This window comes from Inhella inkyongensis, from assembly GCF_005952805.1.
Taxonomy (GTDB): Bacteria; Pseudomonadota; Gammaproteobacteria; order Burkholderiales; family Burkholderiaceae_C; genus Inhella; species Inhella inkyongensis.
The window spans coordinates 3,864,929-3,889,816 of the sequence record NZ_CP040709.1 but is presented as its reverse complement, the minus strand read 5'-3'; the positions used below and the strand labels follow the sequence as shown (position 1 = coordinate 3,889,816).

21 protein-coding genes are annotated in these 24,888 nt (G+C 60.8%); 12 read left to right on the top strand and 9 right to left on the bottom strand.

Annotated features, from left to right (window positions below; all coding sequences use genetic code 11):
• Positions 1–36 precede the first annotated feature (36 nt).
• From FF090_RS18185 to FF090_RS18150, 9 genes are all read left to right on the top strand, one after another.
• Positions 37–1,401 carry a hypothetical protein gene (locus tag FF090_RS18185; protein WP_138858086.1) on the top strand — a complete coding sequence of 455 codons (1,365 nt, stop codon included), beginning with the start codon at positions 37–39 and terminating at the stop codon, positions 1,399–1,401.
• 2 nt (positions 1,402–1,403) lie between these two features.
• A complete protein-coding gene (locus tag FF090_RS18180) occupies positions 1,404–1,691 on the top strand; it encodes a DUF2523 family protein (RefSeq protein ID WP_138858085.1) in 288 nt (95 codons plus the stop codon).
• A 9-nt stretch (positions 1,692–1,700) separates the two neighbouring features.
• The gene (locus FF090_RS18175) at positions 1,701–2,783 is read left to right on the top strand and encodes a zonular occludens toxin domain-containing protein (RefSeq protein WP_138858084.1); all 1,083 of its coding nucleotides are present in this window, start codon (positions 1,701–1,703) and stop codon (positions 2,781–2,783) included.
• Positions 2,784–2,797: 14 nt separating this feature from the next.
• Positions 2,798–4,018 carry a type II secretion system protein GspD gene (locus tag FF090_RS18170; RefSeq protein WP_138858083.1) on the top strand — a complete coding sequence of 407 codons (1,221 nt, stop codon included), beginning with the start codon at positions 2,798–2,800 and terminating at the stop codon, positions 4,016–4,018.
• 153 nt (positions 4,019–4,171) lie between these two features.
• Positions 4,172–4,411 (top strand): hypothetical protein, encoded by a 240-nt coding sequence (locus FF090_RS18165; RefSeq protein ID WP_138858082.1) that lies wholly within the window; start codon positions 4,172–4,174, stop codon positions 4,409–4,411.
• Between the two features lie 419 nt (positions 4,412–4,830).
• Positions 4,831–5,103: a hypothetical protein gene (locus tag FF090_RS18160; protein ID WP_217503000.1), complete on the top strand. Its 273-nt coding sequence runs from the start codon at positions 4,831–4,833 to the stop codon at positions 5,101–5,103.
• A 439-nt stretch (positions 5,104–5,542) separates the two neighbouring features.
• Positions 5,543–6,121: a Panacea domain-containing protein gene (locus FF090_RS18155; RefSeq protein ID WP_138858081.1), complete on the top strand. Its 579-nt coding sequence runs from the start codon at positions 5,543–5,545 to the stop codon at positions 6,119–6,121.
• A 495-nt stretch (positions 6,122–6,616) separates the two neighbouring features.
• The gene (locus FF090_RS19345; RefSeq protein WP_175423719.1) at positions 6,617–6,781 is read left to right on the top strand and encodes a hypothetical protein; all 165 of its coding nucleotides are present in this window, start codon (positions 6,617–6,619) and stop codon (positions 6,779–6,781) included.
• A gap of 245 nt (positions 6,782–7,026) precedes the next feature.
• The gene (locus FF090_RS18150; RefSeq protein WP_175423718.1) at positions 7,027–8,322 is read left to right on the top strand and encodes a DNA-methyltransferase; all 1,296 of its coding nucleotides are present in this window, start codon (positions 7,027–7,029) and stop codon (positions 8,320–8,322) included.
• Here FF090_RS18150 and FF090_RS18145 read toward each other — a convergent pair.
• The 5 genes from FF090_RS18145 to FF090_RS18125 all read right to left on the bottom strand — a co-directional run bounded on the left by FF090_RS18145 (position 8,294) and on the right by FF090_RS18125 (position 12,336).
• On the bottom strand, positions 8,294–9,091 hold the full coding sequence (locus FF090_RS18145; RefSeq protein ID WP_138858079.1) for an SfiI family type II restriction endonuclease: 798 nt from the start codon (positions 9,089–9,091) through the stop codon (positions 8,294–8,296). The genes FF090_RS18150 and FF090_RS18145 overlap by 29 nt on opposite strands.
• A 93-nt stretch (positions 9,092–9,184) precedes the next feature.
• A complete protein-coding gene (locus FF090_RS18140; protein WP_138858078.1) occupies positions 9,185–10,411 on the bottom strand; it encodes a tyrosine-type recombinase/integrase in 1,227 nt (408 codons plus the stop codon).
• 379 nt (positions 10,412–10,790) lie between these two features.
• Positions 10,791–10,991 (bottom strand): hypothetical protein, encoded by a 201-nt coding sequence (locus FF090_RS18135; protein WP_138858077.1) that lies wholly within the window; start codon positions 10,989–10,991, stop codon positions 10,791–10,793.
• Positions 10,992–11,200: 209 nt separating this feature from the next.
• Positions 11,201–11,719, bottom strand: a complete 519-nt coding sequence (locus tag FF090_RS18130; RefSeq protein ID WP_138858076.1) for a hypothetical protein — start codon at positions 11,717–11,719, stop codon at positions 11,201–11,203.
• A complete protein-coding gene (locus FF090_RS18125) occupies positions 11,716–12,336 on the bottom strand; it encodes a hypothetical protein (protein ID WP_138858075.1) in 621 nt (206 codons plus the stop codon). The genes FF090_RS18130 and FF090_RS18125 overlap by 4 nt, the downstream gene beginning before the upstream one ends.
• 316 nt (positions 12,337–12,652) lie before the next feature.
• Here FF090_RS18125 and FF090_RS18120 point away from each other — a divergent pair, with 316 nt between their 5' ends.
• Positions 12,653–14,821 carry an AAA family ATPase gene (locus FF090_RS18120; RefSeq protein WP_175423717.1) on the top strand — a complete coding sequence of 723 codons (2,169 nt, stop codon included), beginning with the start codon at positions 12,653–12,655 and terminating at the stop codon, positions 14,819–14,821.
• 609 nt (positions 14,822–15,430) lie between these two features.
• On the opposite strand, the gene FF090_RS18115 is transcribed toward FF090_RS18120, so the two are convergent.
• Positions 15,431–17,743, bottom strand: a complete 2,313-nt coding sequence (locus FF090_RS18115; protein ID WP_138858074.1) for a DUF927 domain-containing protein — start codon at positions 17,741–17,743, stop codon at positions 15,431–15,433.
• A gap of 1,074 nt (positions 17,744–18,817) precedes the next feature.
• Here FF090_RS18115 and FF090_RS18110 point away from each other — a divergent pair.
• Positions 18,818–20,005, top strand: a complete 1,188-nt coding sequence (locus FF090_RS18110; RefSeq protein ID WP_138858073.1) for a DNA cytosine methyltransferase — start codon at positions 18,818–18,820, stop codon at positions 20,003–20,005.
• Between the two features lie 27 nt (positions 20,006–20,032).
• Positions 20,033–21,364 (top strand): DNA cytosine methyltransferase, encoded by a 1,332-nt coding sequence (locus FF090_RS18105; RefSeq protein ID WP_246071598.1) that lies wholly within the window; start codon positions 20,033–20,035, stop codon positions 21,362–21,364.
• Here FF090_RS18105 and FF090_RS18100 read toward each other — a convergent pair.
• The 3 genes from FF090_RS18100 to FF090_RS18090 form a co-directional block, all read right to left on the bottom strand.
• Positions 21,350–22,516: a phospholipase D family protein gene (locus tag FF090_RS18100; protein WP_138858071.1), complete on the bottom strand. Its 1,167-nt coding sequence runs from the start codon at positions 22,514–22,516 to the stop codon at positions 21,350–21,352. The two genes, FF090_RS18105 and FF090_RS18100, sit on opposite strands and share 15 nt — an antisense overlap.
• Before the next feature lie 946 nt (positions 22,517–23,462).
• Positions 23,463–23,909, bottom strand: coding sequence for a hypothetical protein (locus FF090_RS18095; RefSeq protein WP_138858070.1), 447 nt, complete (start codon positions 23,907–23,909; stop codon positions 23,463–23,465).
• A gap of 9 nt (positions 23,910–23,918) precedes the next feature.
• A complete protein-coding gene (locus FF090_RS18090) occupies positions 23,919–24,494 on the bottom strand; it encodes a type II toxin-antitoxin system antitoxin SocA domain-containing protein (RefSeq protein WP_138858069.1) in 576 nt (191 codons plus the stop codon).
• Positions 24,495–24,888: the final 394 nt, after the last annotated feature.

Here is a 24,888-nt window from a genome sequence, read left to right as displayed (position 1 = left end):
GTTCTGGTACTTCGCATTTTTCGTATGGGGGGTGGTATGCGCATGCTGCGTCATTGCTGGGTTGCGTGGCTGACCATTTGCCTCGTCTTCTCGAACGTGGTTCAGGCTGCAGCGGTGCCTGCCTACAGCGGCGGTATGAACAACGCGCTTGGAAGCCTGATGAAGTTCAAGGTTAGCAAGTGGGGATTCGCTGCCAATGACCCCCGCGTGCTTGCAACCACGGGCGCAGTAGGGGCGGGCCTGACTCAAGTTGCAGTGGCTGCTGGAACAGGCGCGGTCGCGGCGGTCGGTTGGCCTGCCGTTCTTGCCGGAGCGGGCATTGCGGCCGTCGTGGGCGGGGTCGCAGCCTTGGTTCCGTCACTCATCGATTGGCTTTGGGGTGATGGAGCAGACAAAGGCAAGGCGAAGGTCTCCGGAACAGGCATGGGCAGTGGTGACGCCAGCAACTTGCCGCTGATGCCAGCGACGTTTCCGGCCGTCTTGGATGCCTACGGCGCCGGCCAGGACATCTATTTCAAGCAGAGCGACGGCAAGGTCAGGCACGTCAAGACCATTAGCGTGAAGTGCGCCACAAGCGCGTTCTGCTCCGTGCCCGCGCCATACAGCGGCAACCTGGACTACACGTTCACCACTGCCTACAACGGCCCGTTCCCTGGCGCCAACGGGTATTGGTCGAAGGCCTACAGCCGAACTATCGGCTCAGTGAACAGTGCTCCGTACGAATACTGGATCGTCTTTGATTTCTCGCCGCCAACCGGTGTGCCGATCACTGTCCCGGCGTACACGCCGGCAATGAAGCCAATTGCGGATGTGGTCGCCGACATCCCACCGGCCATCCTCGCGCAGCCCATCAGCGAAAAAATGCTCGCTGACGCCGCCAATGCAGCTTGGAAGCAAGCGGCCGCAAACAATCCCAACGTGCTGCCCTGGTCCGCGACTGACCCCATTACTCCGGCTGACGTGAGTGCCTGGCGTGCTGCCAACCCAGACAACGTTCCCATGCCGACGGTCGGGGACTTCATCTCGCCCGTTGCGCCGCCTGGGGCGACGGCTGTTCCAATTCCTCTGCCGGGTTCCAGTGCCAATCCGGCCCCTGCGACGCCTGGCCAAGGGACTCAAATCGACCTTGGGCCGGATCCGAACACGCCACCGCCGCAGCTTGAGCAGACACCGACGGCCGCACAGATCCTGGCACCAATACTTGGGTTGATGCCAGACCTCAAGGCGTTCACCGTACCAGGTCACACCGCAGAGTGCCCCCGGCCCAGCTTCTCGGTCTGGAACAAGAGCTACACGGTTGAGAGCCACTGCGGCCTGCTGGAAGCCAACCGTGCAATCTTGGAGGCCGCCATGGTGTTGGTGTGGACCTTGGCATCCATCGTTATCGTGCTGAGGGCCTGACCATGTTCGGACGTGTTCTATCGGCGCTCTTCTCGTTTGCCGGCTGGCTTATCAAGTCCAGCCTGGTCAAGTTCTGCGGGTACTTCCTGCTCTTCTTCATCACCACTGAGTTCATCCAGTTGCTGGTGCCTCTACTGCCGGGCGCGTCTTCGCTCAGCTCTGCATTCGCGCAGCAGGCGCCGGGTGTCTGGTACTTCCTGGACCTGTTCAAGGTCGGCTACGGCGCTTCGGTGTGCCTGTCGGCCTACGTGACGCGGTTCATCATCCGTCGTGTCCCGGTCATCGGTTGAGGTCTTGTTATGGCGATCAACGCGTACACCGGGCTCATGGGATCCGGCAAGTCATACGAGGTTGTGGCCTCAGTCGTTCTCCCTGCTGTTGAGGCTGGGCGCCGTGTCGTCACCAACGTGGACGGCATCAATGGCGACCTGATCCGTGACTATCTTGTGCAGTGCCGAGGGGCTGAGGTGGCCAAGCTCGGCTCTGTCGTCCATGTTTCCAATGACGACGTTGGCCGTGGCGACTTCTTCCCAGACGAGAACATGCCGGACCTGGCCTCAGTTGTTCAGCTGGGCGACCTGGTCTGCATCGACGAGGCCTGGCGCTTCTGGGGTTCGGGAATGTCGATCAGCAAGAATCACATGCAGTTCTTCCGCATGCATCGGCACTATGTCCATGCAGCCACAGGTGTGGCCTGTGACGTGGCGGTTATGGTGCAGGCCATCGGGGATTTGCATCGCAACCTGCGTTCAGTTGTCGAGATGACAGCGCGCATGACGAAGCTGAAGACTCTGGGTCTTAACCGTTCGTACCGGGTCGAGCTGTTCGAGGGCGACAAGATCACGAAGACGGCGAAGTTCGAGACCTTCGTGAAGCGCTACGACAAGGCCATTTTCCCGTTGTACAAATCCTATGCCGGCACAGGCCAAGGTAAGGAAGCGGCCATCGACAAGCGCCAGAACGTGCTTCGCAACCCGCGCATCTGGCTGGTCGGATCACTGATGCTGCTCATGCTCGCCGCGAGCATCTGGTACCTGCTGTACTACTTCAACAAGTACAAGAGTCCCGGCACTGCAAAGGGCGTAGAGCTGGGCAGCATTCAACAGCCGTCGCCGGCAGGACCCGGCGCCGGGTCGGTGACGCCGCAGCAGACAGGTTCTGCGGACGTGCTCCGTCTGGCCGGCGAAGTGCTGTTGAACGGCGAACGCTGGATCGTCCTCGCCGACCAGGCTGGACGCCTTCGATTCGAGAACCCAGCTCTTTTTGTCGGTCGTGGCCTGGGCATGGTCGGTGAAGTTCACGAGCAGCGCGTGGCCTCGTGGACGGGGCCCATGCCTGGACCATCTCAAGTGCCGTCTGTTGCGCCTGGGGTGCCAAAGTGAGGTGGCTGGCCGGCGTGGCAGCATCGCTCGTAGGTTCTGTTGCATTGTGCGCCGGTCAGGATGTGGAGCGCAGGGAGTTCGACCTGCGGGCTGTTCCACTGGGGCAGGTGGTGACGCTCTACTTTTCCGAGGTCTCCAAGCGCGCCCATGTCATCTGCCCCGATGTGCTGGCCGACTCACGTGCAGTGTCGATCCGCGCCCAGGGTCGTACCCTGGATGCTGCAATGCTCGTCGGCTTGCTTGGTGCCAATGGGTACGAAGTGCGGTCCGTGGATGGCGTAGATATCGTCTGCAAGAAAGCTGAGCTCAGGCCGGAAGCAGACGCCGAGCCGTTGGTCTATCGGCCGCGCTATCGCGATGCTGCCTACCTGGTTGATCTGGTGTCTCCGCTCGTCAAGGGCACGTTCGCGAACAAACGGGTCTCTGCTGGTGCACTCGCTGTGGGCAAGCCCGATGACAAGGGGTCCAGCGCTTCGGCATCCACCACCACGTTGCGGCCAGGTGGCGGTGATGACTTCATCCTCTTCGTTGGCGCAGAGCGGGAACGCGCAAAGCTGCAAGGACTACTCGGCCAGCTTGATACGCCTGCCGGCGAGGTGCTTGTCAAAGGCTACCTTTACGAGGTCGGCAGCAACGAGGCCGAGGGCTCTGCCCTGAGCATGATCCTTCGGGCCTTGTCGGGCCGAGTGGAGGTTTCAGTCGGGTCTGCTGGGTCCCAGGGCAGTGCGCTCAAGGTCAGGACGCCTAGTCTGGACTTCGTGGCGTCGATCCTGAACAGCGATGCGCGGTTCAAGATCGTCACTTCACCGTTCACTCGCGTTCGGTCGGGTGGAAGCGCCAGGCTTCAAGTCGGCCAGGACGTGCCGGTTCTCGGTGCCATCGTGAGCAACGCCAACGGCCAAACTCAGCAGTCCGTGGACTACAAGCAGTCGGGCGTCATCATCGAGGTGGCGCCGAATGTGCGCGGATCCGTGACCGATCTTGACTTGGTGCAGACCGTCTCGGACTTCGTGAGCACAGAGACGGGGCTGAGCAACACGCCGACCCTCAACAAACGCGAAATTCGGACAGCGCTGAGCGTTGAGGACGGCGAGCTGCTGGTGATCGGCGGCCTGAACGGCTCTAAGGTCGAGAACGGCCGTGCTCAGCTGCCTTGGTTTGGCTTCAATCTGTCCAAAGCCCGAGCCAGCCGCACGACCGAGCTGGTCTTGGTGTTGGAGGTCAAGCGGCTGTAGGGCGTGACAGTTTCGCGCGCGAAAGTCAGGCCCAGCACTGAAGCCATTTCGTATCGTATTGGGATACCGTATTCGTATCGTATGGCGTACGGTACGGTACGAAATATGGCAGGGTGATGGCGGTTTCGCACGCGAAATTCTGAGGGAGCGACGATGGACGATCAGAAGACCAAACCGCCGGGAAACGCACGGCCCAGGCTGTCCCGTGAAGATGCAGAGCGGCTTGCGGAAGAAGTCCTTGCCGGTGAACGATTCGCCCGGTCAGGCACCCTCTTGCAGAGTCTTGTTGGCGCTAGCTACCAGGAATTTGATCTTGAGATCGAGGTGCGCCCGTCGCACACGTCGGCGTCGGGCGTGACCGTGATGCGCCAGGGGCTTCGGGTGCGGCGTTGATGGATTTGTCCACAAGGCCGGCTCGGATGTACAGGCTTTCGCGTGCGAAACGATGCCGGCGTCTGGATGCGTGATGGTTGTTCGATGCGTCGTTCTTCAAGCCCCGGTCACCGGCGCCTTGTCAGAGCTTGAGCTGTGGGCCGCAGCGGTTCCTGGACGAACCTACGCGGTGCTCGACGAGCGAGACGGCGCCATTGCCGTAGAACTTCAATGGGGCGCGTCCGATGCGGCGTCTGGTCATGAACTGCGCCAGTTTCTGCCTCGGTTCCTCGTGACGGATGGCGAGTTGCGCGCATGGCCGCCCACTCACCAGGCGCATTGATATCAAGCTATCTTGCTATTTCTGCCGGTTGTTCAAACGCTTGGCGAGTCGAAGGCATCATCCGACTGGTACCGGAAGTGCGACGAAGAGGCTGTGAATGGCAAAGCTCATGGATGTTCGGCCCCAGACGTTTTGCAAGCAGATTCGTTGTGATCGCTGCGAACGCGAGGCCACGGCGGAGGATCACGAGTTCCACTTGTTTGCGAGCTTGGAGATTGACGTTACGTGGGGTTCTCCGCTCGGTGACGGAAATCATGTCGAGGTCGATCTCTGCCACGCCTGCGTCAAGGACGTTCTGGGGCCGTGGCTACGCATCGGCGTTCAGGGGTGGGCTCGCCAGCTTGAACTCGGTCCAGAAGGGGGAATCTGACATGAAATCCACGTTGATCGTCAACGCGTGTCCCTGGGTCACCGCCATGGCTAGTTCGGGCCTGCTGGCGGCGGACTACACCCACGGGCCTGTCTCCACCGCACTGCGTCTCGCGGGTCTTGTCGTTGCAAGCATGATGCTTGGGGCCATGGCTGTCGCAAAGCCTCGAAGCTTGTAGCTAGGCTTCACGGGCGGGAACGCACTGCCTGCCTCGCGGAGGCGCTTTTCCCGTCCTATAGAAGGACTTGGACGGGGCGGCCGGGGATGGATGGTGGCCTGAGTCTCGAAGCTGCCTACCCGCCGTTTCACTGGGGCTGTTGTTTGCGTCACTTCAGCTCCCAGACATCAGGAATTGGGTTGCTGGCGATAGCGCCGATGTCGTAAACTGTACACACGTACAGCACTCAATGAGTACTGTCTGTACGACAATGCGATCCGGATGGCGATGACTCCCCTATTTGATGAGCGAAGGGCTGCTGAGGCGGCCGCGTTCTTGCTCTTTCGAGCAGGAGGCCGCTTGCCGCTTATCAAGCTGGTGAAGCTCATGTACCTGGCGGAGCGGCTGTCTCTGCAACGCTATGGAGAGCCGCTCACCGGGGATCGCTTGGTAGCGATGCCGAACGGCCCTGTCCTGTCGATGACATATGACCACATCAACGGCGCTCTCCCTTCCGTTGAGGGTGGTTGGGAGACTTGGATTGCCGACAGGGCTGGACATGTGGTTGCTCTTCGAGACGAAAGCAAGGTTCGGTCGCCGGAGCAAGATTTGCTGCGCCTGAGTGATAGCGATCTTGAAGTGCTCGGAGAGATCTGGGCTCAGTTCGGTCATTGGGATAGGTGGGACTTGGTTAAGTACACCCATTCGGATGCTTGTCCCGAGTGGGAGGACCCTGATGGGTCGAGCCGCCCCATATCGTATGAAACGCTGTTTGCAAAGCTTGGCTACACCAGCGAGCAGGCGTCGTCGCTGGTAGAGCGCTTTGCGGTTCAGCGTGCATTGAACGCTGCCATGAGCTGAGGGTAGTGAACGTTCGATGTCTGGTTGGCGTGCGCTTCCTGGTCAGACGCTTCTTGTCCCTTCTGGACCGACTGGGCTGCACCTCTTCGTTCTTGTTCTGGGCCCGGTAGTTTTTCCTGGTTACGGCTCTACGCCTCAGGTCGCGATGGTCAGCGCCACGACGTTGCGTGATGGTGTTCCTTACGACCCAGCCTGTGTTCTGGAGCCAGGTGAGCATCCGTTTGTTCAGCACCGTAGCTTCATCTCGTACCGTCACCTTCGGCTGGACCCTGATCCGCATGTCGGGAGCATGGTCAGCAAGGCTGTTTGGGCTCCTCATGACCCGTGTTCATCTGCACTTCTTGAGCGAGTCATTGCCGGTGTCTGCCAATCGAAGCTGACGCCGCGAGAATACAAAAAGCTCTTTGGCTGCGCATAGGGATGCGTCTGTCGACGGAGTGTCAACGCCGCTGACGGAAGCCGCCCTCGGCATTGAGGTGTGTGAAGGCTAAGTCCTTGAAGTTGAAGGACAAAGAAGGGTATAGCGGGATTGAGGCACGGATTGAAAATCCGCGTGTCGGTGGTTCGATTCCGCCCCAGGCCACCAAGACAAAAGCCAAGTGCAGCAAGCACTTAGCCCCGCAAAAGCCCGCCGACGAGCGGGCTTTTTTGCGTGTGTGATGAACGCCAGTCCGCGTGTCGCCGGGAGATTTCCGGGGGCGCGCTGGCGTCGGGTGTCGGATGGCCCGTTGCGCAGTTCTCCCGGTTTCCCTGTCCGCGCCGCCGGACATGCACACCGTTGTGATCGAGTGCAGGTCGACGCGCTTGCGCAACACGGGGAAAGACCATGGGCCAGTTGGGCTCTTGGCCGGGGCGGCCCCTGCGAAAAGCAGGCAGAATCCTGGTCAAACCTACAGTGCCGCGCGATGAACAATCTCACCGACGTCCAACACCTAGCCTTCGCCCAAGAGTCCGTGGAATCCAAGGAGCAGGCGGACCGCTGGGCGCAGATCAAGCGCAAGGCAACGATCAAGGGCGATCGGTTCGCACTGCTTCACGGCGACGCCACGACCGCGCTTAAGAAGGTGCCCGATGGCTCGATCCACACCTGCCTCACGTCACCGCCCTACTGGTCGGTGCGGGACTACGAGGCTGACGAGCAGATCGGCCTTGAGGACTCCGTCGAGGAGTACGTGGAAAGGATCGTTGGCGTCTTTCGCCAGGTCAAGCGCACGCTTACCGACAACGGCACCGCCTGGCTCAACATCGGTGACTGCTACATCAACGGCGCGAAGGCGAACGGTCCGAAGTGGCAGCGGAACAAGCAACTCGCGCTGGTCCCGTTCAGAGTCGCCATCGCTCTAGAGAACGACGGCTGGCTTGTTCGGAACACTGTCGTCTGGCACAAGCCGAACGCGATGCCATCGAGCGCGGGAGACCGACTCACGAACGCCTGGGAACCCGTCTTCTTGCTGGCCAAGCATGAGCGCTACTACTTCAACCTTGATGCTGTGCGTGTGCCGCACAAGACGGAAGATCATGTCGAGCGTAGGCGCGCCCTCGAAGGGACCGCGGACGGTAAGGCGAAGGGGCAGGACGAGCTGCGCCGTTGGCTGAACTCCCCTCGCCACCGAGCGACGATCGACGGCTTGAAGGAGGTACGACGTAGGCCGAATGCACCGCTCGCCACAGAACTGGCTGCGTACCTGCGCGCCGCCGCCGAGCAGAAGGGCGTCAGCATCAAGGCCGTCGCGCGCACCCTTGACCAGCCGTTCGAACGCGTGCGGCACTACTTCCGAGTCGACGAGATCGGTGCACGGCGCCCGCCCGAAGAGACCTGGACAACGCTGAAGTCGCTGCTGGACCTGGATGACAGGTATGACGAGGCGATGGCCGTTGAAGTTGGCGACAACGTTTTTCGGAATCATCCGAACGGCCGGAACCCCGGAGATGTCCAACCCTTCTCGCTTACGGGCGGAGCCAGCGATGCCAAGGGGCACTTCGCAGTCATGCCGCCGAACTTAGCCACCTGGTGCCTTCGTGCCAGCCTGCCTCCTGGCGGGATCTGCCTAGACCCGTTCTTCGGCGTGGGTACGACCGGTTCGGTTGCCCTGGCACTTGGTGGCCGAGCGGTTGGCGTTGACGTCCGCGAAGACTACCTGCGGTTCGCAGCCGAGAGGTTTCAGCCGCAGCCTAGCGGCCGAGGAAAGCGAACGAAGTAAGAGCGCCGGTGGGGCCTGGTCCGTCGCGCCAGAGTGGCTCTGTGTACTCCCCGCCGATGTACTTCAGCTGCTGCAGGCGCCACGGGCACATCTCCTTCAGCCGCGTGAAGTAGACCCGGATGCGCGGCACTTCTTGGCGAGCCGGAGAGTGCTTGCCCTGGCCGAAGAATGTCGTTTCCGGGTTCGGGTTGTACCGGTCCTTGAAACGCCCATGCGGAATGGCTAACGCGTAGATCGACTGCAACTCGCGGAACGGGGCCGTGTCCTGTGAGAGGTCACGGTAGTGGAAGTGCACGAAGAGTGAAGTCGTGACTGCGTGAAGTTCCCCGTTGAGGGCGCCTGACAGCTCCAGATGAGGTTCAACGCCAGCGGCCATCTGGTGGTGCTGGCCGTCCGAGATGAAGTCGGCGTTCATCGGTAGCTGTGACTGCTGCAGCGTCTCCCGGTTGTTCTCCGTCGATGCCTTGGCGTCCACAAGGAGGGCCTGTGGCAACAGCCCGAACGGCGTTGGGAGCCAGCGGATGCGCTTGTAGTCGATGAAGCCCGCGTACCTACGGTTGATCGGGTAGGTTTCCGCCACTTCCAGCGCGTACTGCACGAGGTCTTCCGCCAGCACGATCACTTCGGCCTTACTAGGAGCCTTGGTGTTGTCGAAGATCTGCTTCGCCTCGCGGGAATACTCCTGCAAGGCTTGAACCACGGTGCGCAACGTCTGCTTCTCAACCGCTTCGTGTTCGTCAGCGGTCAGGTGTCGGTAGTCTTGGTGCATTGGCCACGATGTTAGCTGCGAGGCTTCCACGGTTGCCTGACGGGAAAAAAGGGAGAAGCGGGGATGGCCCGCAGGCCATCCCCGTTCAAGTCGTCATGCTGCTTGCGCGGCTGGCGCGATGGCGGCCTCGATGGCGTCGCCAACGCTCTGCGCCGCCGCACGCAGCGGGTCATCGGCGAGGTGCGAGTACCGCTGCGTCATGGTCGGGGCGCTGTGGCCAAGCATTTTTTGCACTAAAAACAAAGAAATTCCTTGCGAAACCATAAGTGACGCGGCCGTGTGCCGGAGGTCATGAATCCTCACCTGGACGGCCCCTTTGATGTTGGCCTTCGCGAGGCACCGAAGAAAGGTCTTGCGCGGGTCATGGAGCGGCTTGCTGGGATCGCGGCCCGGGAACACCCAGCCCTCGGTCCCGCGGCTCGGCTGAGCCTGCAGCAGTTCGATCGCCTGCCTGCTGAGCACCACCGTTCTGGCCCGCCCGCTCTTGGTCGTCGGAATGAGCCAGGTACCGCGCTGCAGGTCGACTTGCTCCCAGCGTGCCTTCAGGGCCTCGTCGCGCCGCGCGCCGGTCATCAGCAGCAGCTTCAGCGCGGCCACCGCGGTCTGGTTGGGATCGTCCGCCATGGCGGCGAACAGCGCGGCGCACTGCTCTGGGCTGAGGAACGTTTCCCGGCCGTTGGTCTCCTTGTGCTGGGCGACTCCCTGGCAGGGGTTGGTGTCGACGCGCTCCCACTCTACGGCCCTGCGGAAGATGGCGCTGAGCAGGGCCAGGTGCCTGTTGGCCGTGGCCCGTGCGTGGGTCTGCGTCATGGCTGCGTGGTGCTCCTGGATGTCGCGCTTTTTGATGTCTGACAGCCTCAGCTTGCCCAGCTTGGGGACTAGGTACATCCTGAGCTTCGCCTCGTCATCCGCCACCGACTTCTTGCCCATCTGCTTGGCGAACGGCAGGTACTCGTCCCTGACGAACTCCTCGAAGGTCGGCATGGCCTTGCGGCGATCGCGCTCGTTGAGCGGATCGCCGCCGCGGTCGACGATGGCGCGCATCTCCTGCGCCGTCTGACGGGCTTGCGCGAGGTCGATCCCGGGGAACTGGCCGATGCGTGCGGCACGCCTACGACCGTGGGCCAGGTAGCGGAACCAGAAGGTCTTCAGACCACCACGGCCGACCGCCAGCTTGAGCCCGACCACGCCCGTGTCGGAGTACTCGGTGGCCTTGCCGGCTGCGTTCGCGTCGTGCGCCGGCAGCGCGGCGAGTGCGCGCATCGTGAAGTTGAAGCGGGTGGGCCGACGCGTGGTCGATTCTTCGGTAGTCGTGGTCATGAAAGTTGCCTCTACGGATCAGAAAAAAGAACAGCCGCCCCGGCTGGTGACCGGCGCGGCTGCGTGGAGGCGAGGCGCCTGACGGCGCCATTCGCTAATGGTGTGTTGGAGTTACCTCGGCGAAAAGGGAGCCGGCGCGATGCGAAGCACGCGGACTACGTCTGGCATGCAAGCCGGCAGCGGCGATGGGAGAACGGGGAGCACCGGGAGCCCGGCGCCCGACTGCCAAATCCGCGTGTCTCGGCTGTTCGCTGGACCACGCCGCCCCGCATGGCCCAAGCAGCCGTGCGGGTTGATCCGAAGTCACCCGTGCGCGTAGCCGCCCGGCGTTTGAGCTCGCCGGGTCATCGCCGGGGTTTCCGGCAGGACGTGGGCCCGCTCAGCCCGTCGGTAGGCCGAAGTGCCGGCGCGTCTGGGCAAGTGCCTCGCGCTCGGCGTCCTGCCGGCGGAGGCCGCCGTCGAACTCCATGACCGCAGCCCGCTCCTCGAAGAACTCGGCTTGGTCCGCGTTGAGGCCAGCAACGGCGTCGGCGACTGCGGGATCGATGGGCTTGCGCCCGCCATGCGACTGGCGGGTCATGTCAGTCCTCCAGCCGGACGGGACTGCAGCGGCGGCAGCGATGGGGGCGGTGCAGCCCGGCGCGTACGCAGACATGTGCCTGCGGGCAGTTGGTGTGGGTCCAGGGGAACGGGTTCGTTTGCATGAAGTGCTCCATGTGTGCGAGCGCCCCGTGGGCTTGATGCCCACAGGGCGATGCGGAGAAGTGGGAGAAGCGCGCTTGCGGACGGTCAGCGTCCGTCCAGGCAGTGGTCCGCACAGGCCCAGAACGCCTGTGCAGTGCGAAGCTCGAAGGGGTCGAGCGAGGCACGGTCGGTCATGTACCGGCGCAGCGTGGCAGCGGCACCCGCGTTGATGCCACTGGGGCCGCGTGGCCCCAGCGTCATCACCGCCCAGTGGGGTGCTGCGGCTGGAAGCTCGCCAGCTTCGGCAGCGGCGACCGTCAGCCAGGTGCCGGCGGCAGGAACGTCGAGCGAGGCGAGGTCTGGAGGCGCCTCACCGTCGAAGCTGACACGGAACGTCCCCGCCCGCGCAGAGTAGGCCGCGATGACGACCGGGGCGCCAACGAACAGCAGGTGTGGTCCGTCCACCAGCAGCTGCAAGCATGCGGTGACCTGCCCCAGGTTGACGCCGAACTCGCGGGCGAAGGCCTCGACCGATGTGGGCGGCGCCCCTTGCAGCTCGATGCCCGCCCTGGCGATGTCGCAGGCACGGACCCGCGCCACCCAGCCAGCGAGCGCGGTGGTCATTCCTGAGCCTTGCCGCGCCGACGTGCCTTGCCCTTGGCGGCAGCGCCGGCCTTCCCCGTTTCCCCCTCTTCCCCCAGCTGCTCGGCCAGCTGCGCCGTGGCGGCGTCATCCCGGGTGTCGATGGCTGGGGCTGCCGACTCAGCCTCACCGTTCGCCTTCGGTCCGAAGGTCACCACTTCAAGGTCATCGGTGAAGGACGCCAAGCAGGTGTCCTTCCATACCCCCCAGTTCCCCTGGTTCACCATGCCGTGTGCCTTGTCGGGCACACGGCCGAGCAGCGCTTCACCGACCAACGCGCAAGCCAGGAAGCCAGGGTTGTTGACTGACCGGTTGACGTAGAGGTGCTTGAAGGAGTTTGCCGAGATGGCTTTGTCCACAGGCAGGCTGGTGACGACCGACTCAACAGCAGAGACCGAGATGGGCTGGGAACTGAAGTACGCGCTCGACGCTGCACTGCAGATCGAGATGAACACGTCAGACCGCTGGGCATCGGTCAACACGTCGTAGGTCACCTCGCCCTTGGCGTGAGGGCTCAGCTTGGCCGCCTTGCCTTGTCGCAAGCGGAAGTAGAGAACGGGAGAAGTGGGGGATTCGGGTGTGTGGCGGACCTTGGCCATGGTTCAGGCTCCTGATGGTTGGATCGCAGAAAAGACAAGCCCCCTTGGCCCGAAGGCCAAGGGGGCGAAGAGGTGGCGTAGAGACGGGGCGTCAGCGTCGCCAGCGCACGTGGACCGTGAGGTCCACCTGACGCGGCATGACGGCGTGCTGGAAGCTGCAGTTGAGGATGTTGGTGTGGGTCACGTGGTACTCCGAGGTTGGGTGAGAGGCATGAGGGGGCGTGTGGCGCGCCCGACTCAGCCGAGCCAATGAAATGAGTTCAAGACCCGCAACCGATGCGTTGATAAGCTGCACTGGTCTTTCAGGGAGAACAACATGCAGCAACTGCGCATCGCGCTGGAGAACTGCTACGGCATCCGCAAGCTCGACGCCGTACTGGACTACAGCAACCACACGACCGTAGCCATCTACGCGCCCAACGGTGCCATGAAGAGTTCGCTAGCGAACACCTTCGACGACATCGCGAAGGGCAGTGCCACCAGAGATCGGGTGTTTCAAGATCGCGTCACTGCGCGCGTCGTGGCTGACGAGACAGGCGCCGGACTACCAGGTGACGCGATCCTCGTGCTGCGCCCGTACGAGGAGAGCCCCGGCCAGACCGAAGAGACTTCCACTTTGCTGGTGAACCAAGCGCTTCGCAACGAGTACGAAGCTCTGCACGCAGGCACAAGTGCAGCGAAGGCTGGCTTCATCAAGGCTCTTCGCGCGACGTCGAAGACCAAGCGGGATGTGGAGAAGGAAATCTCCGAGACCTTCACCGCGGGCGGCGACAAGTTCTACGTCGCGCTGAATCGCATCAAGGATGAGCTGGCGGAACAGACAGACGCGCCTTTCGCGGACGTGCCCTATGACCTGGTCATGGACGAGAAGGTTCAGGCGTTTCTGGGGACGGGTGACTTCAAGACGGCCATCGATGACTACGTCAAGAAGTACAACGAGCTGCTGGCTGCTTCAAAGTACTTCAAGAAGGGAACGTTCAACTACTACAACGCGGCCATGGTGGCCCGCCAGTTGAAGGACAACGGCTTCTTCCAAGCTAACCACACCGTGAGCCTCAACGGCGAAGAGCGCGTCGAGATCACCTCCGAAGCCCAGCTCGAAGAGCTGATCAAGCAAGAGAAGGCAAAGATCACCAACGATGCCGGTCTTCGCCAGAAGTTCGAGGCCCTGGAAAAGCAGATCCAGAAGAACGCAACCCTGCGCGACTTCGAGGCCTACCTGCAGGATCACGAAGGCCTGTTGCCTGAGCTCGCCAACCTGCCGGCGTTCAAGGAGAAGGTCTGGAAGTCCTACATCAAGACGAACTACGACCTCTACCTACAGCTTCTCGACAAGGTCCAGGCTGCTGCAGCCCGGAGCAAGGAGATTCGGGATGCGGCGGCAAGCGAGGGGACTCAGTGGCAAGCGGTCATCGACATCTTTAACGATCGGTTCGTTGTGCCGTTCCGACTGGTGGCGGTCAACAAGGTCGAGGTGATGCTTGGCCAAGAGCCAGTGCTGCGCCTGGGCTTCATGTTCAAGGATGGCGACCAAGAGGTGGAGGTAACGCGTGATGCGCTGCTCCAGACGCTCAGCACTGGCGAGAGGAAGGCGTTCTACGTTTTGAACATGCTCTTCGACATCGAAGTCCGGCGACAGAGCGGGAAGGAAACGCTCCTGGTCGTGGACGACATCGCCGACTCGTTCGACTACAAGAACAAGTACGCAATCGTTCAGTACCTCGCCGATCTTGCCGAGGCGCCTCGCTTCAAGCAGTTGATCTTGACCCACAACTTCGACTTTTTCCGAACGATCCAGAGTCGAGGGCTGGTTCATCGGAGCAACTGCTTCATGGCGTCCAAGACGGCAGACGGCGTGGCCCTGCAGGAGGCGGTCGGCATCAAGAACGTGTTCGTGAACCTCTGGAAGCCGCAGTTCTACACGGAGCTCCGCAGCAAGATCGGCTGCATCCCGTTCATGCGGAACTTGATCGAGTACACGAAGGGCGACGGCGATCCTGACTACGTGCTCTTGACATCTCTGCTGCACTGGAAGCCCGCGTCGGGCCAGATCACGGTTGCCGACCTGGACGGGGTCTATGGGCGTTTGTTCGGTTCCACTGGCCAGTCGCCAGACCAAGCGGCTAGTGTGGTCGCCTTGATCGATGCAGAAGCACAAGGTTGCTTGAATGCTGCCGACGGCATCAACTTCGAGAACAAGGTGGTTCTCTCGATCGCAGCACGGCTCAAGGCCGAGTCCTTCATGGTCGGAAAGATCAACGATGCGGGCTGGGTGGCCAACATCACTGCGAACCAGACTCCGGCGCTGCTGAGACGGTACAGGACAGACTTCGCCGGTGACTTGACCGGAATCCGTGTGCTGCAGCGCGTGATGCTCATGACGCCAGAGAACATCCACCTGAACTCCTTCATGTACGAGCCGATCCTCGACATGTCGGACGTTCACCTCCGGCAGCTGTACCGGGACGTTGCGGCGCTGACCTAGCCGCTTGGGGTAGGCGCTGGCAACGTCCGACGGAACGGAAACGTGAGAGCCGGGGAAGGAGGGAGAAATGGGAGTGCGCCCGGCAAGATCAGGCGAGGCTCCCTTTTCTCCTTCAGCCGCCCCGTTGATCGAAGTTCAAGCGCGCTTCCTGAACAGGCTCATGTCGACTTCGCTAAGGCCCCAGCATGAACCACGCCACACCCCCAACGCGACTCCGTCTTCGGCCAGAGCCGCCCGTGACCATCCCGGCGACATGGCTTCGCGCGGCCGCGCGTTTGCCAGGTAAGTCGCTCACGGTCGGTGTCGTTCTCTGGGCCCAAGCGGCAGTAGAGCGGTCGACGAGCTTCGCCATCCAGCCGGCACGGCTGCGCGCCCACGGTGTCGCCCCAGACGCCGCCTACGACGGACTGGCTCGGCTGGCTGCGGCCAGACTGATCGCCGTTCAGCGCGGGCGCGGGCGGCCCGCGCGGGTGCTACTCCTGGACGGGCGCGGCGTTGCCGTCGCCGACCCCGCGGGCCTGCGCCTGGTGCCCGGGCATGAAAAAGGGCTGGCAAGCCAGCCCTAGGTTTCACGATCGGAATGCCCCAGCCGACAGGCCGGGGCGCCGTTCATGCCGCCTCGTCGTCCATGTACCCGTCGTTGGCCGGATGCTGCGGCTGCTCGTCGGCCGTGGTGGAGGCGACGGGAGTGACCTCGCCGCCCGGGCCGGAAGACCCGTTGGCTTCGCCCTCGGTCTGGGCGGTCTCATCGCCCGAGAACAGCTGGCTCCACCGAAGCGCGATGAACGGAGCTTGCCGCAGGCCGTGCCGCTGGTTCGTCACCCGGTAGACGAGCTTCTCCGGCGATTCCGTCTTCAGCACGCCGTTGTCGCGCAGCAGCTGCTTGACCTGGAACGGGGCCAGGTCACCGCATGCCGCCTCGAACTGCGCTGCGCTGAGCAGCAGGAGGCCGCGGTGGCGCAGGCCGAAGCTGCGGCGGGCAGCCGGCTCGTCCGAGTCGAGGTCTTGGAACTCGGCCATGTGTTCCAGAGCGTAGTTGCGCATGGCACTCATGGCGACTTCCGTGTCGTCGGCGGGCATGTCCTGGTCGAGCCACGCCATCACGGTGGCTTCGACAGCGGCCCTGACTACGTCGGCGGTGATGGGCAGCACGTCGAGCTGCTCCGCGAGCATGCCCGCAGCGTGTACGCCCGCCAGGTGCCGCAGCGTGCGCCGCTGCACCGCGGTCAGCGCGATCTCGCGCTTATCGAGGTGGGCGAGGAGTTCGGCTTCGGAAGCCGCGACCTGTGCTTGTACGGCACGATGCAGGTCGTCGGCGTCAGGGTACTTGTCCATGAGCCGCTGAGCGAAGGTGGGGCCGGCGATGCCGTAGTGCATCGCCGAGCCGGCCTTGACCAGTTCGGAGATCGACTTCATCTCGTCGTTGGTTGCGGGGCTTGCGTCGACGATCTTGTCGGCCGAGATGTCGACGCCGCGCGCCGTCTCGCCGGGGTTCATCCTGCGCTTGGCCACGAGCATGAAGTGCTGTGCCATCGAGATCTCGCCGGAACTCAGCGCGAACAGCAGCCACCGCCGCATCTCGGCGAACCCGAGCTGGCGGGTCATCCGGGCGCGGCCTTGCCCCGAGGTCGGGTTGTAGAGGTCGATCTCGCCGAAGAGTGCGCCCAGCTCGTCGAGCTGCGTACAGACCCCGCTGCGAGTGGCCGCGATCATCTCCAGCCCGCCGTTCGTCGTGTTCCACCGCATGATTACCGTGGCGTCGCGCGCCGTTGCCGGATCGGCACCGCAGCCCATGACGCTGGCGCTGGCCTGCAGCGCCGTCGTCTTGCCGCCAGTGCTGCGGCCCCAGAGGTGCAGGATGACCCCGCCCCCACCATGCAGCGGCGCGATGAGGCCGGCGAAGGCGGCGCACACGCCGAAGATGACCAGGTGGTGGGCGCGCGCCCCTTCGATCATGGCTTGCCAGCCTGCGAGCGTGCCCGACGGAGCGAACGGGTCGACCTGTTCCTTCGGCGCGTCGAGCAGCAGTTGCAGGTTCTGGTCGACGTTGAACGGGGTGTCCGTGGTGGGCGAGCTGGCATCCCTGGCCCGCAGAACCCCGGCAGGCGTGGCGAACACCATCGACTTCCTGTCGGTGGGGTCGAACGCGAAACCCAGGTTGCGCAGCAGGTAGCGGCGGCGCAGCTTGCGGCTGGAGGCGACGATCATCAGGTACCTGAAGATGCCGCTCTCCAGCTTCGGGATGCCTGCCTGGGTCAGCACGCGGGTCGCTTCCGGATCCTTGGCACCCAGGACCGTGAGCGGCAGCAGGATCTCGCGCTCCTTGCCGGCCACGTCGATGTACACGGCCTTCAGCGCGGAGAAGCCGCTGACGATTTCCGAGAGGAGCTCGGTGCCGACGATGGGCTTCATGCAGATCGCCGTCGACTGGGCCGCGCTTCCGGACGCGGGACCGTACAGGATCGGGCCCTTGAACTCGTAGCCGGCGGGTACGAGGTGACCATACTTGGCGATGAACGCCTGCTCGACGTTCCCCAGTTCAGCGCTGGGGCCGCTGGGCCGTTCGGCCTTGCGCGTGGTGCGTGCTCTTACCGGGGTGGTCTTGTTGCCCGCGTCGGCAGTCTTGCGCGCGATGGCAGCTTCGGCGGGGTGCGTAGGCAGGCTGTCGGCTTGGTCGGTCGGAGCTTCAGCGGCGATGGGCGCAGCGTCTTCCGGCGCGGTGAAGGCGACCTCGTCGTTCACCGCCGGGGTGCTGGTGACGTCGACGTCATGGGTAGGCGGGATGGCGGAGTCGTTCGCAGCGCTGTGCGGTGCCGACTCTGCCGGCAGCTCGGTTGCGGGTGCGCTCGCGTTCTCGGCGACCAGCTTCTTGGCTTGGTTGCGCTCGTTGCGCAGGCGACGCAGGTGTTGATTCAGGTTCATGGAAATCTTTCAGGTCTTTGCTGTTCCAGACAGTCCACGCCCGGGCGGAAGGTGTGTGAAGCCCAGTGGTGTAGACATGCGTGAACCCGAGCCCGTCACGGGCTCGGGAGAAAGGCGAGAAAGGGGTCAGGTCGTGTCCATCAGCAGGTTCCTCCAGGTGCAGTCCGTCCATGCGGACCAACGGTGGTTGGTCCGGTCTCTGGCGACGGCCCGCAGGACTCGAAAGTCATGCGGCCGGTGGACGGGCCTAGAGTTCGCTGACGTTGGCTCCATGTACTCCAGGTGCTGGTGCTAACGCACTGCCTGGACGGGCCTTGAATGATTGCGTCTAGGATTGACCGGACATCGCCGCTGTTCGGTCACCGTTGGGCGCTAGTCTCCTCGGGTAGTCGGGGAGCGTCAACACAGTGGCGAGGGGGGGGGCCGTGCTCTCGCCGGTCCGCGGCATCGTTCGCGAGCGCAAGAAGGGCCGATCGCGAGTCCGGCTAAGTCCAACAAAGAAGCGCCGGGAGCCGGTTCCGATGACCGGCGTTTCGCCGGTCCGTGGCCGGGTTTTCAGCGTGTTGGTTGTTCGATGTCGACTGTCAGTCTGGCGCCACAACTTGGGCTCCCGCCTTGCTGCATAAGGCTTTTGCGGGTCTCAAGCGCGAAAGCTACGTCTGCTTGGGTGCGGCAAAAAAATCCTAGGAGGTCCTTGACTATTGTGGTACGATTTCGGCGGGTGCCTGTTTGAAAATCCGCGTGTCGGTGGTTCGATTCCGCCCCAGGCCACCAAATCAAGAACAGCCCCGTCACGCAAGTGACGGGGCTGTTTGCTTTGTGTTCGTGGAACTGGACTACGCCTAGGCACGCTGGCGCTATGACTTGGGTGCTGGGGAAGAGCGAGTAGATGCTTCATCGCCCGTCTTGGGGGCATCATCTAGTTCGTAGGCGTCGCGACCATTTACTCTGAGGCTGTCGGACAGGGATGGGTTTTTCCAGTCCCTTCTTGCCTGAGTGGCAAATAAAATTCAGTTTAGGACTTGCTTGCAGAAGCGATTAATTCCTAATTTCAAAATATTGCTCGGAGCATTGATGGAAGCCAACGAAGCGGTCAAAAAAGGTCGGTTCACCGTACTGGACCTGTTTTGTGGGACTGGAGCGCTTTCCTATGGCTTAGAGGCACATGGATCTGTGCTGCAGACAGTAGGCGGTATTGATTTTAATGCGGCGGCGGCGCAGACAGCACGTTTGAATCACCCTGCGGCACACATAGTGTGCGACAGCATTGAGCAGATCTCGCCAGACTACTTGCTTTCCCAGACCGGCTTGTCTGCAATTGACCTCATTGTAGGCGGCCCACCTTGCCAAGGCTTTTCATCACTGCGACCGAGTCGAGGCCTCGATCTCGAAGATCCTAGAAATGCGCTTTACAAGCAGTTTCTAAAGTATGTTCAGGTTCTTCGGCCGAGAATCTTCCTAATGGAAAATGTCGTCGGGTTACTTGCGGCGAATCAGGGTCAACTTGTATCTCAAATTGTTGCTTCATTCAAGCGTGCTGGCTACGAGTGCGATTGGAAAGTCCTTAACGCAGCGAACTTCGGAGTTCCGCAGAAGCGTGAGAGATTCTTCTTGCTTGGCGTCAGAGGAAATCGTGGGGGCTCAGTGCGTCCGCGATTCCCTCTGCCTACGCACCGATTCTCTGGCAAGGTGATCGGTACTTCAAAGAAGGAACGCTATGTACTTAATACTCAGCATGGTTTGGATCCGGTCACGGTCTGGGATGCAATATCTGATTTGCCGAGCTTAAAGTCAGGGGAGTCGAAACAGACATACAGAGGCGAGCCACAGAACGAATATCAGCGGGCCCGTAGAAGAGGTGCGCAGGCAGTGCTTTCGCTCCATGAGGCAGCAAGTCACAACGCCAAAATGTTGGAAGTCATTCGGCACGCTGGCTCCAGTATCAATGCGCTTCCTGAGGGTCTAGTTAGTAGCGGTTACAGCTCGTGCTACTCACGGATCTCCGCTGACGAGCCGTCAACAACAATTACTGTTAAGTTCACATCGCCTGCGTCAAGCAAGTGCATACATCCGTTCGATGATCGAGCCATCACCCCACGGGAAGCCGCGCGCATTCAAGGCTACGATGACCATTTTCAGTTCTTTGGTAGCAAGACAGAAATTGCTTCTCAGATTGGCAATGCGGTGCCGCCGCTGTTTGGAAAGGCTTTCGCTCCGGTGCTTGAGCAACTACTTTACGAACAATCAATCGGGGAGCACTAGGCGATGCGGAATGGTCGTTCCGTGTTGATGATGCAGTCTCAGTCGGCACATTCGTTGAAAGCGCTGAGTCTTTTCTCATCTGCCGGGATCGGGGATCTGGGCGTTATAGCGTCAGGCCTTCAGCTGGTTATGGCAAACGAGTTACTCTCGCAGCGGGTGTCCCTGTACCGGGAAAACTTTGAGCATGACATACTCGAAGGTGATATTTGGCAGCTCAAGCAGCAGATTGTTACCTCAACTACGGATGCGCTTGGCGAGGATGAACTATTCTTGCTGTATGCCACGCCGCCATGTCAAGGTATGTCCAGCAATGGGATGGGAAAGCTGAAATCAGAAATCTCATTCGGAAGGAGAGACACAGAGGATCAGCGAAATCGCCTCATCATTCCGACGATGGATATCGCCGTGAAGCTCAAGCCTCGATGGGTGCTTCTGGAGAATGTCCCAGGCATGGAGCGGACGGCTATTCGAACTACAGGAGAGCAGACGGTCAACATCATTGACTACGTGAGTGAGCGCTTGGGTGAGGAATATGAGGGTAAGGCTGAGGTCGTCGCCTGCGAGGATTACGGGATTCCTCAACGGCGAAAGCGCTTAATAACCATATTCACACGCGATCCTGCGGCGAAAGAGTACTTTAGAGCCAATGGGGGAAGCTTCTTTACAGCCGAAATGCGCGAGCCTCGACGCACTCTCAGAGAGGCTATTGGAGACTTTCCGCCACTGGATGCTAGAGAGGGATTGAACGAAGCCAGAGACTTTCATCCGTATCACTACGTGCCTAGAATGGCTGAGATGAAGCATCTGTGGGTGCGACACACTAAAGAAGGTGAAACAGCTTTTAACAACCAGTGCCTAAATCCGAGTTGCCTGAACCAAGATAATCCGGGGCATGAGGATGTAAAGGTCAATGGGCGGTGGGTTTCTTCCAAAAACATACCCATCCATTGTGTGAAATGCGGGTCATTGCTCCCACGTCCTCATGTGTTGGATGAGTCGGGGCCGCGCTTGCTGAAAGGCTTCCATTCGGCTTATCGACGCATGAAGTGGGATGAGCCCGCTCGAACCCTCACCCAGAATTTCATTTACGAAGCGTCAGACAACAAAATACATCCCTCACAGAACAGAGTTCTTTCAGTCTATGAGGCGATGGTGGTTCAAACAATAAGCAGGTATCGCTACAAGTTTTCAATTGGCGGGGCCGATATCAGCACGGCGAAAATTGCAGAGGTCATAGGCGAGTCCGTACCGCCGTACTTAATTCAGAAAATATGCTCCATGATGCTCGGGTGCTCTTCTGTGAGGTTGACTGACCCGTCTCCAAAAGGAAGACCCGAGGAGGTGCTAGGCCTGGATTGAGGAAATTCGATACCACTGTGCAATAGTCTTGTCGGACTTGGAAAGTACGGTTTCTGCCTTCCCGAGTTTTTTCAAGTTTGTTATTGCCGACTTTCCGATTCCTGATTCGAGTTCCTTGTAGATCGCTTTGCCCGTTGGATCGCTGTCTGCATCGTAGATCTGGTAGTGCAATGCTTTCTTGACATTGTTTCCCGAACTGTCTTTCTTGGCCCACCAAAATCGCGCAACCGGGTTCTTCATGGTGATCATTTCTGGTGCTTCGAATCTGGCAGTGTTTTTGACTCCATTGGTGTAGTTGTAGCCAATTGCCTTGCGAGATCCGTCGGGCGCGATCACTTCATCGGTGCTCTTCATAAAAGAGGAGTGAAGTAGCATGGATATTTGAATCTGCCGCCGATCTCGGCGTGGCCTGATTCGCGCTAATAGAATATCCCCGATCGCTACAATTGCCGTTTGCTTGGACCCGGCTCCTGCCCCAGGTGTTCCAAGACCACCTACGCGTGTCCTCAGCTTGCTCCGGCCGAAGAGCGGCGCGCCTTTGGCGGATTTAGATTTTGCGTCGGTCTGGCGGCGCGCTCGAAGCTCCGCTTCAGTAAGAACATAGCCGCGATCACGGAGCTGCTCAAGCAGGACTTGATCTAGGCGACGTGTCCGAGATTCGGTTGAATCATCGCGCCACGCTTCTAGCGCTAGGCGTGCTTCCGTAATCGTTTTGTCGGCCTTCTTGGCGCAAAAGCCCAGAGCTGCCTCGATGTTCGTTTCCAGTCCGGCTCCAGTCATATTGTTCGAGCCAACGAAAAGGTGCGCATCGACATCATTCTCGAAAAGAAATATTTTCGGATGAAAGGTGCAGGCCGGATTTTCATCATGGAAAACGTTCGTCGTAATATCGACGCCACGGTCTTCTAGGTCAAGAAGAAGCTTAAGGCCTTCATATGTCGTGCTGCCGAAGTCGAGCCCAACAGTGGCCCTAATTCGGCCATTCTCGGCTAGGAATTCATTGAGGGACTCATGAATTTTCCTGGCGCCGGCTCGGTTTAACCAGGCCACAGCGAATTGAAAATAGTTCCATTTCAGCTGACCCGCTGAGCGCGAGATCAACTCGCGGGAGACTAGATTGCCGAAATTCTGGCTCGGTTGAGCAACAAACATCCGTCACGCCCTTAGTTTCTGTATAGCCCATTGTGGCTAGGCGGAGGAACTCGTCAAGTCCGTGATCACAAGCCGTTTGGTCATCGACTTGATCTGGGGTCGGAGCCACTGTGTCAGTGCAATGTAGGGCTGGCTAGCCAATTGCGATCGTTGGGCGAGCCAACACAAAGTACCGCGACACCAATTTGTTCAGCCGCCCTATGGATCAAGTCAATTAGCAAGGGCGACGACCCGCTCCACCGGTGTGCAAGCCTCACCCTTGTTCGTGCCCCCTGGACTAATCCTCGGGCGGCTTCTTGTTTCGGCGAGTGGACTTCCAGGCAGTCTCTGAGAGATTAACCTTCCCCTTCCTGCCTGTCCGTCATTGACGAGGACACCGGCAAGTTTCAATCCATCGATGCCGCCAGTTCGATCAGCTCCAAGTGGGTCGTCGAGATCCTGCCGCGCGTGGAGCGCACCCACTGTGCGCGGCCATTCATGCATTCGGCAAAAGTCCGGCGTTCGGCGGCTAGGCCACCACGCAGTGGATCGTTGACAGAGGTCCCGGCGTCGCGCGCATATGAACCGGCAAGCCCTGGTGATTCGGCGCCGATATGAGTTCAGCGGCGAGCACAGAGACTAACGTCGGAACTGACGCGGTTCCCGCTTCCGGAAAGCGGCAGCAATGACCAACTAGAGCCGGAGCCGGCCCGACATCGGTGTATGGTCACACTCAAGCCTGTGCTGTGTGACCCTCAACGAGTTAATGGCGAGGCAACAGTCTGCCACCTCGAACTGGGTCGCCATGCAGGAATTAACGGCTCAGCAGATTGACGAGCAGGTTAGCGGCGGCATGCGTGTTGGCCGACATCGTCACCTGAGTCGCACTTCTTGGTTGGCGCAACGCGCTTCTCTTTTCGATAGCCTTGCCAGCGTCAGTACCGAAGACGCGACATCTGGCGATCGCCTATGCGCAGCCGAGCGCTGCAATCGTGGCAGCCAGCCACTTGTGCTGTCGGGTGTTGATGTCTTCAGAATGGCTCAAGCATCGCAGGATGTCGCAGAAAACAGCTGCAGGAAGCACCAGCGCTTCCGGCGAAATACGTCCGACTGCGATCATCTTCTTGAAGGCGAAAGCGTCTTGGTCCGCTGCGCTGCTGAAGTCAACCCAGGTCGGCTTGTACAGGCCGGCACCGGGTACCCCTAAGTAGTACCCGGCGCGGGGTGGGCCCGGATCGCATGCAGGCTCTTCGCGTAGACCATTGGCCTTAGACGTCAGTACCGCCGACAGTGAATCGTCGCAGTCAGGGCTGACTGCCAGGATCAGAACGTACTTACTCTTGTACTCACCCGTGTCCCGATCAAGGTAATAACGCGCATCACGCCACAGGGTGTTGGCCTTGAAGAACCCCATCGAACTCCGTCAGTTCGCGCCTAGTTGCTCAGCCGTCAATGACGCCTCACGCATAGCAAGTTCGCTTGCGACTTCGAGAAGGATCGTCTTCTCTGGGGCGTCATCAGGGATGCACAGGTCATAGGGGATCGGCTGATGCGCCCCTTTGCCACCCTGCCAGATCTTGTCCCAAGCGCCGTTCTGAGCGTGAGTGACATCAATCATCGACGCAGACATCGTGTCGCGGTACTTATCGGCCAGCTCTCTCATCATGCGCAACTGCCGAGGAGTGAACTCGCTTTCATCGAAGCTCGCCTCGTTCTTCGCCTTCACGGTCTGTCGGGTGAAGTCCACGATCTGCTCAGGAACGATGTGCACCACATCCGCGAGGTCGGGGTCGAGCTGCTCCCACTCTTCCATCAAATCCACGGGCACCGGGCCAAACTTCCAAGCCTGGTAGTCGAAGCCAGTCACGCACTTGCCCGTCTGCCGGAAGTGCTCGAAGTCGAGCAGATACAGCAGCTTAAAAAGCTTGATCTTGCCGCAGTACTTGGTGTTCTTGGCGAAGAACAGTACCGCATTGATCAGTCGATGGCGGTTGGTCATGTGGTTTCAAAAGCGCAGATGAACTCAAGTACACCGCGCCGCTTCGAATTATCGCATCCGCAGAGGCCTACGGTTGCCGCCAACTCCGACTCTGTCACCCCCACCCGCGTCTACAGGGCATCAGGAAGGCGAGGGGGCCCTGATTTGGTTGTGCCGCAGCCGCCCGCCTGAGCAAACACAGGTCACGACTGTGGTCGTTGACCAGCAGTTCTGTCTATCCACGCGACCACAGGACCCTTATGACCATGGCACCCGCCAAGTGCCAGTCTCATCCGCTCGACCTCCTTCAGCTTCCCAACCCAACCGGACATCAACGTTCAAGCGGGCGACAGGGGTTCACATAGCCGACCCGCAACCCGTTGGTGACTGAACGTCACTCGACGCCCTAGGAGCC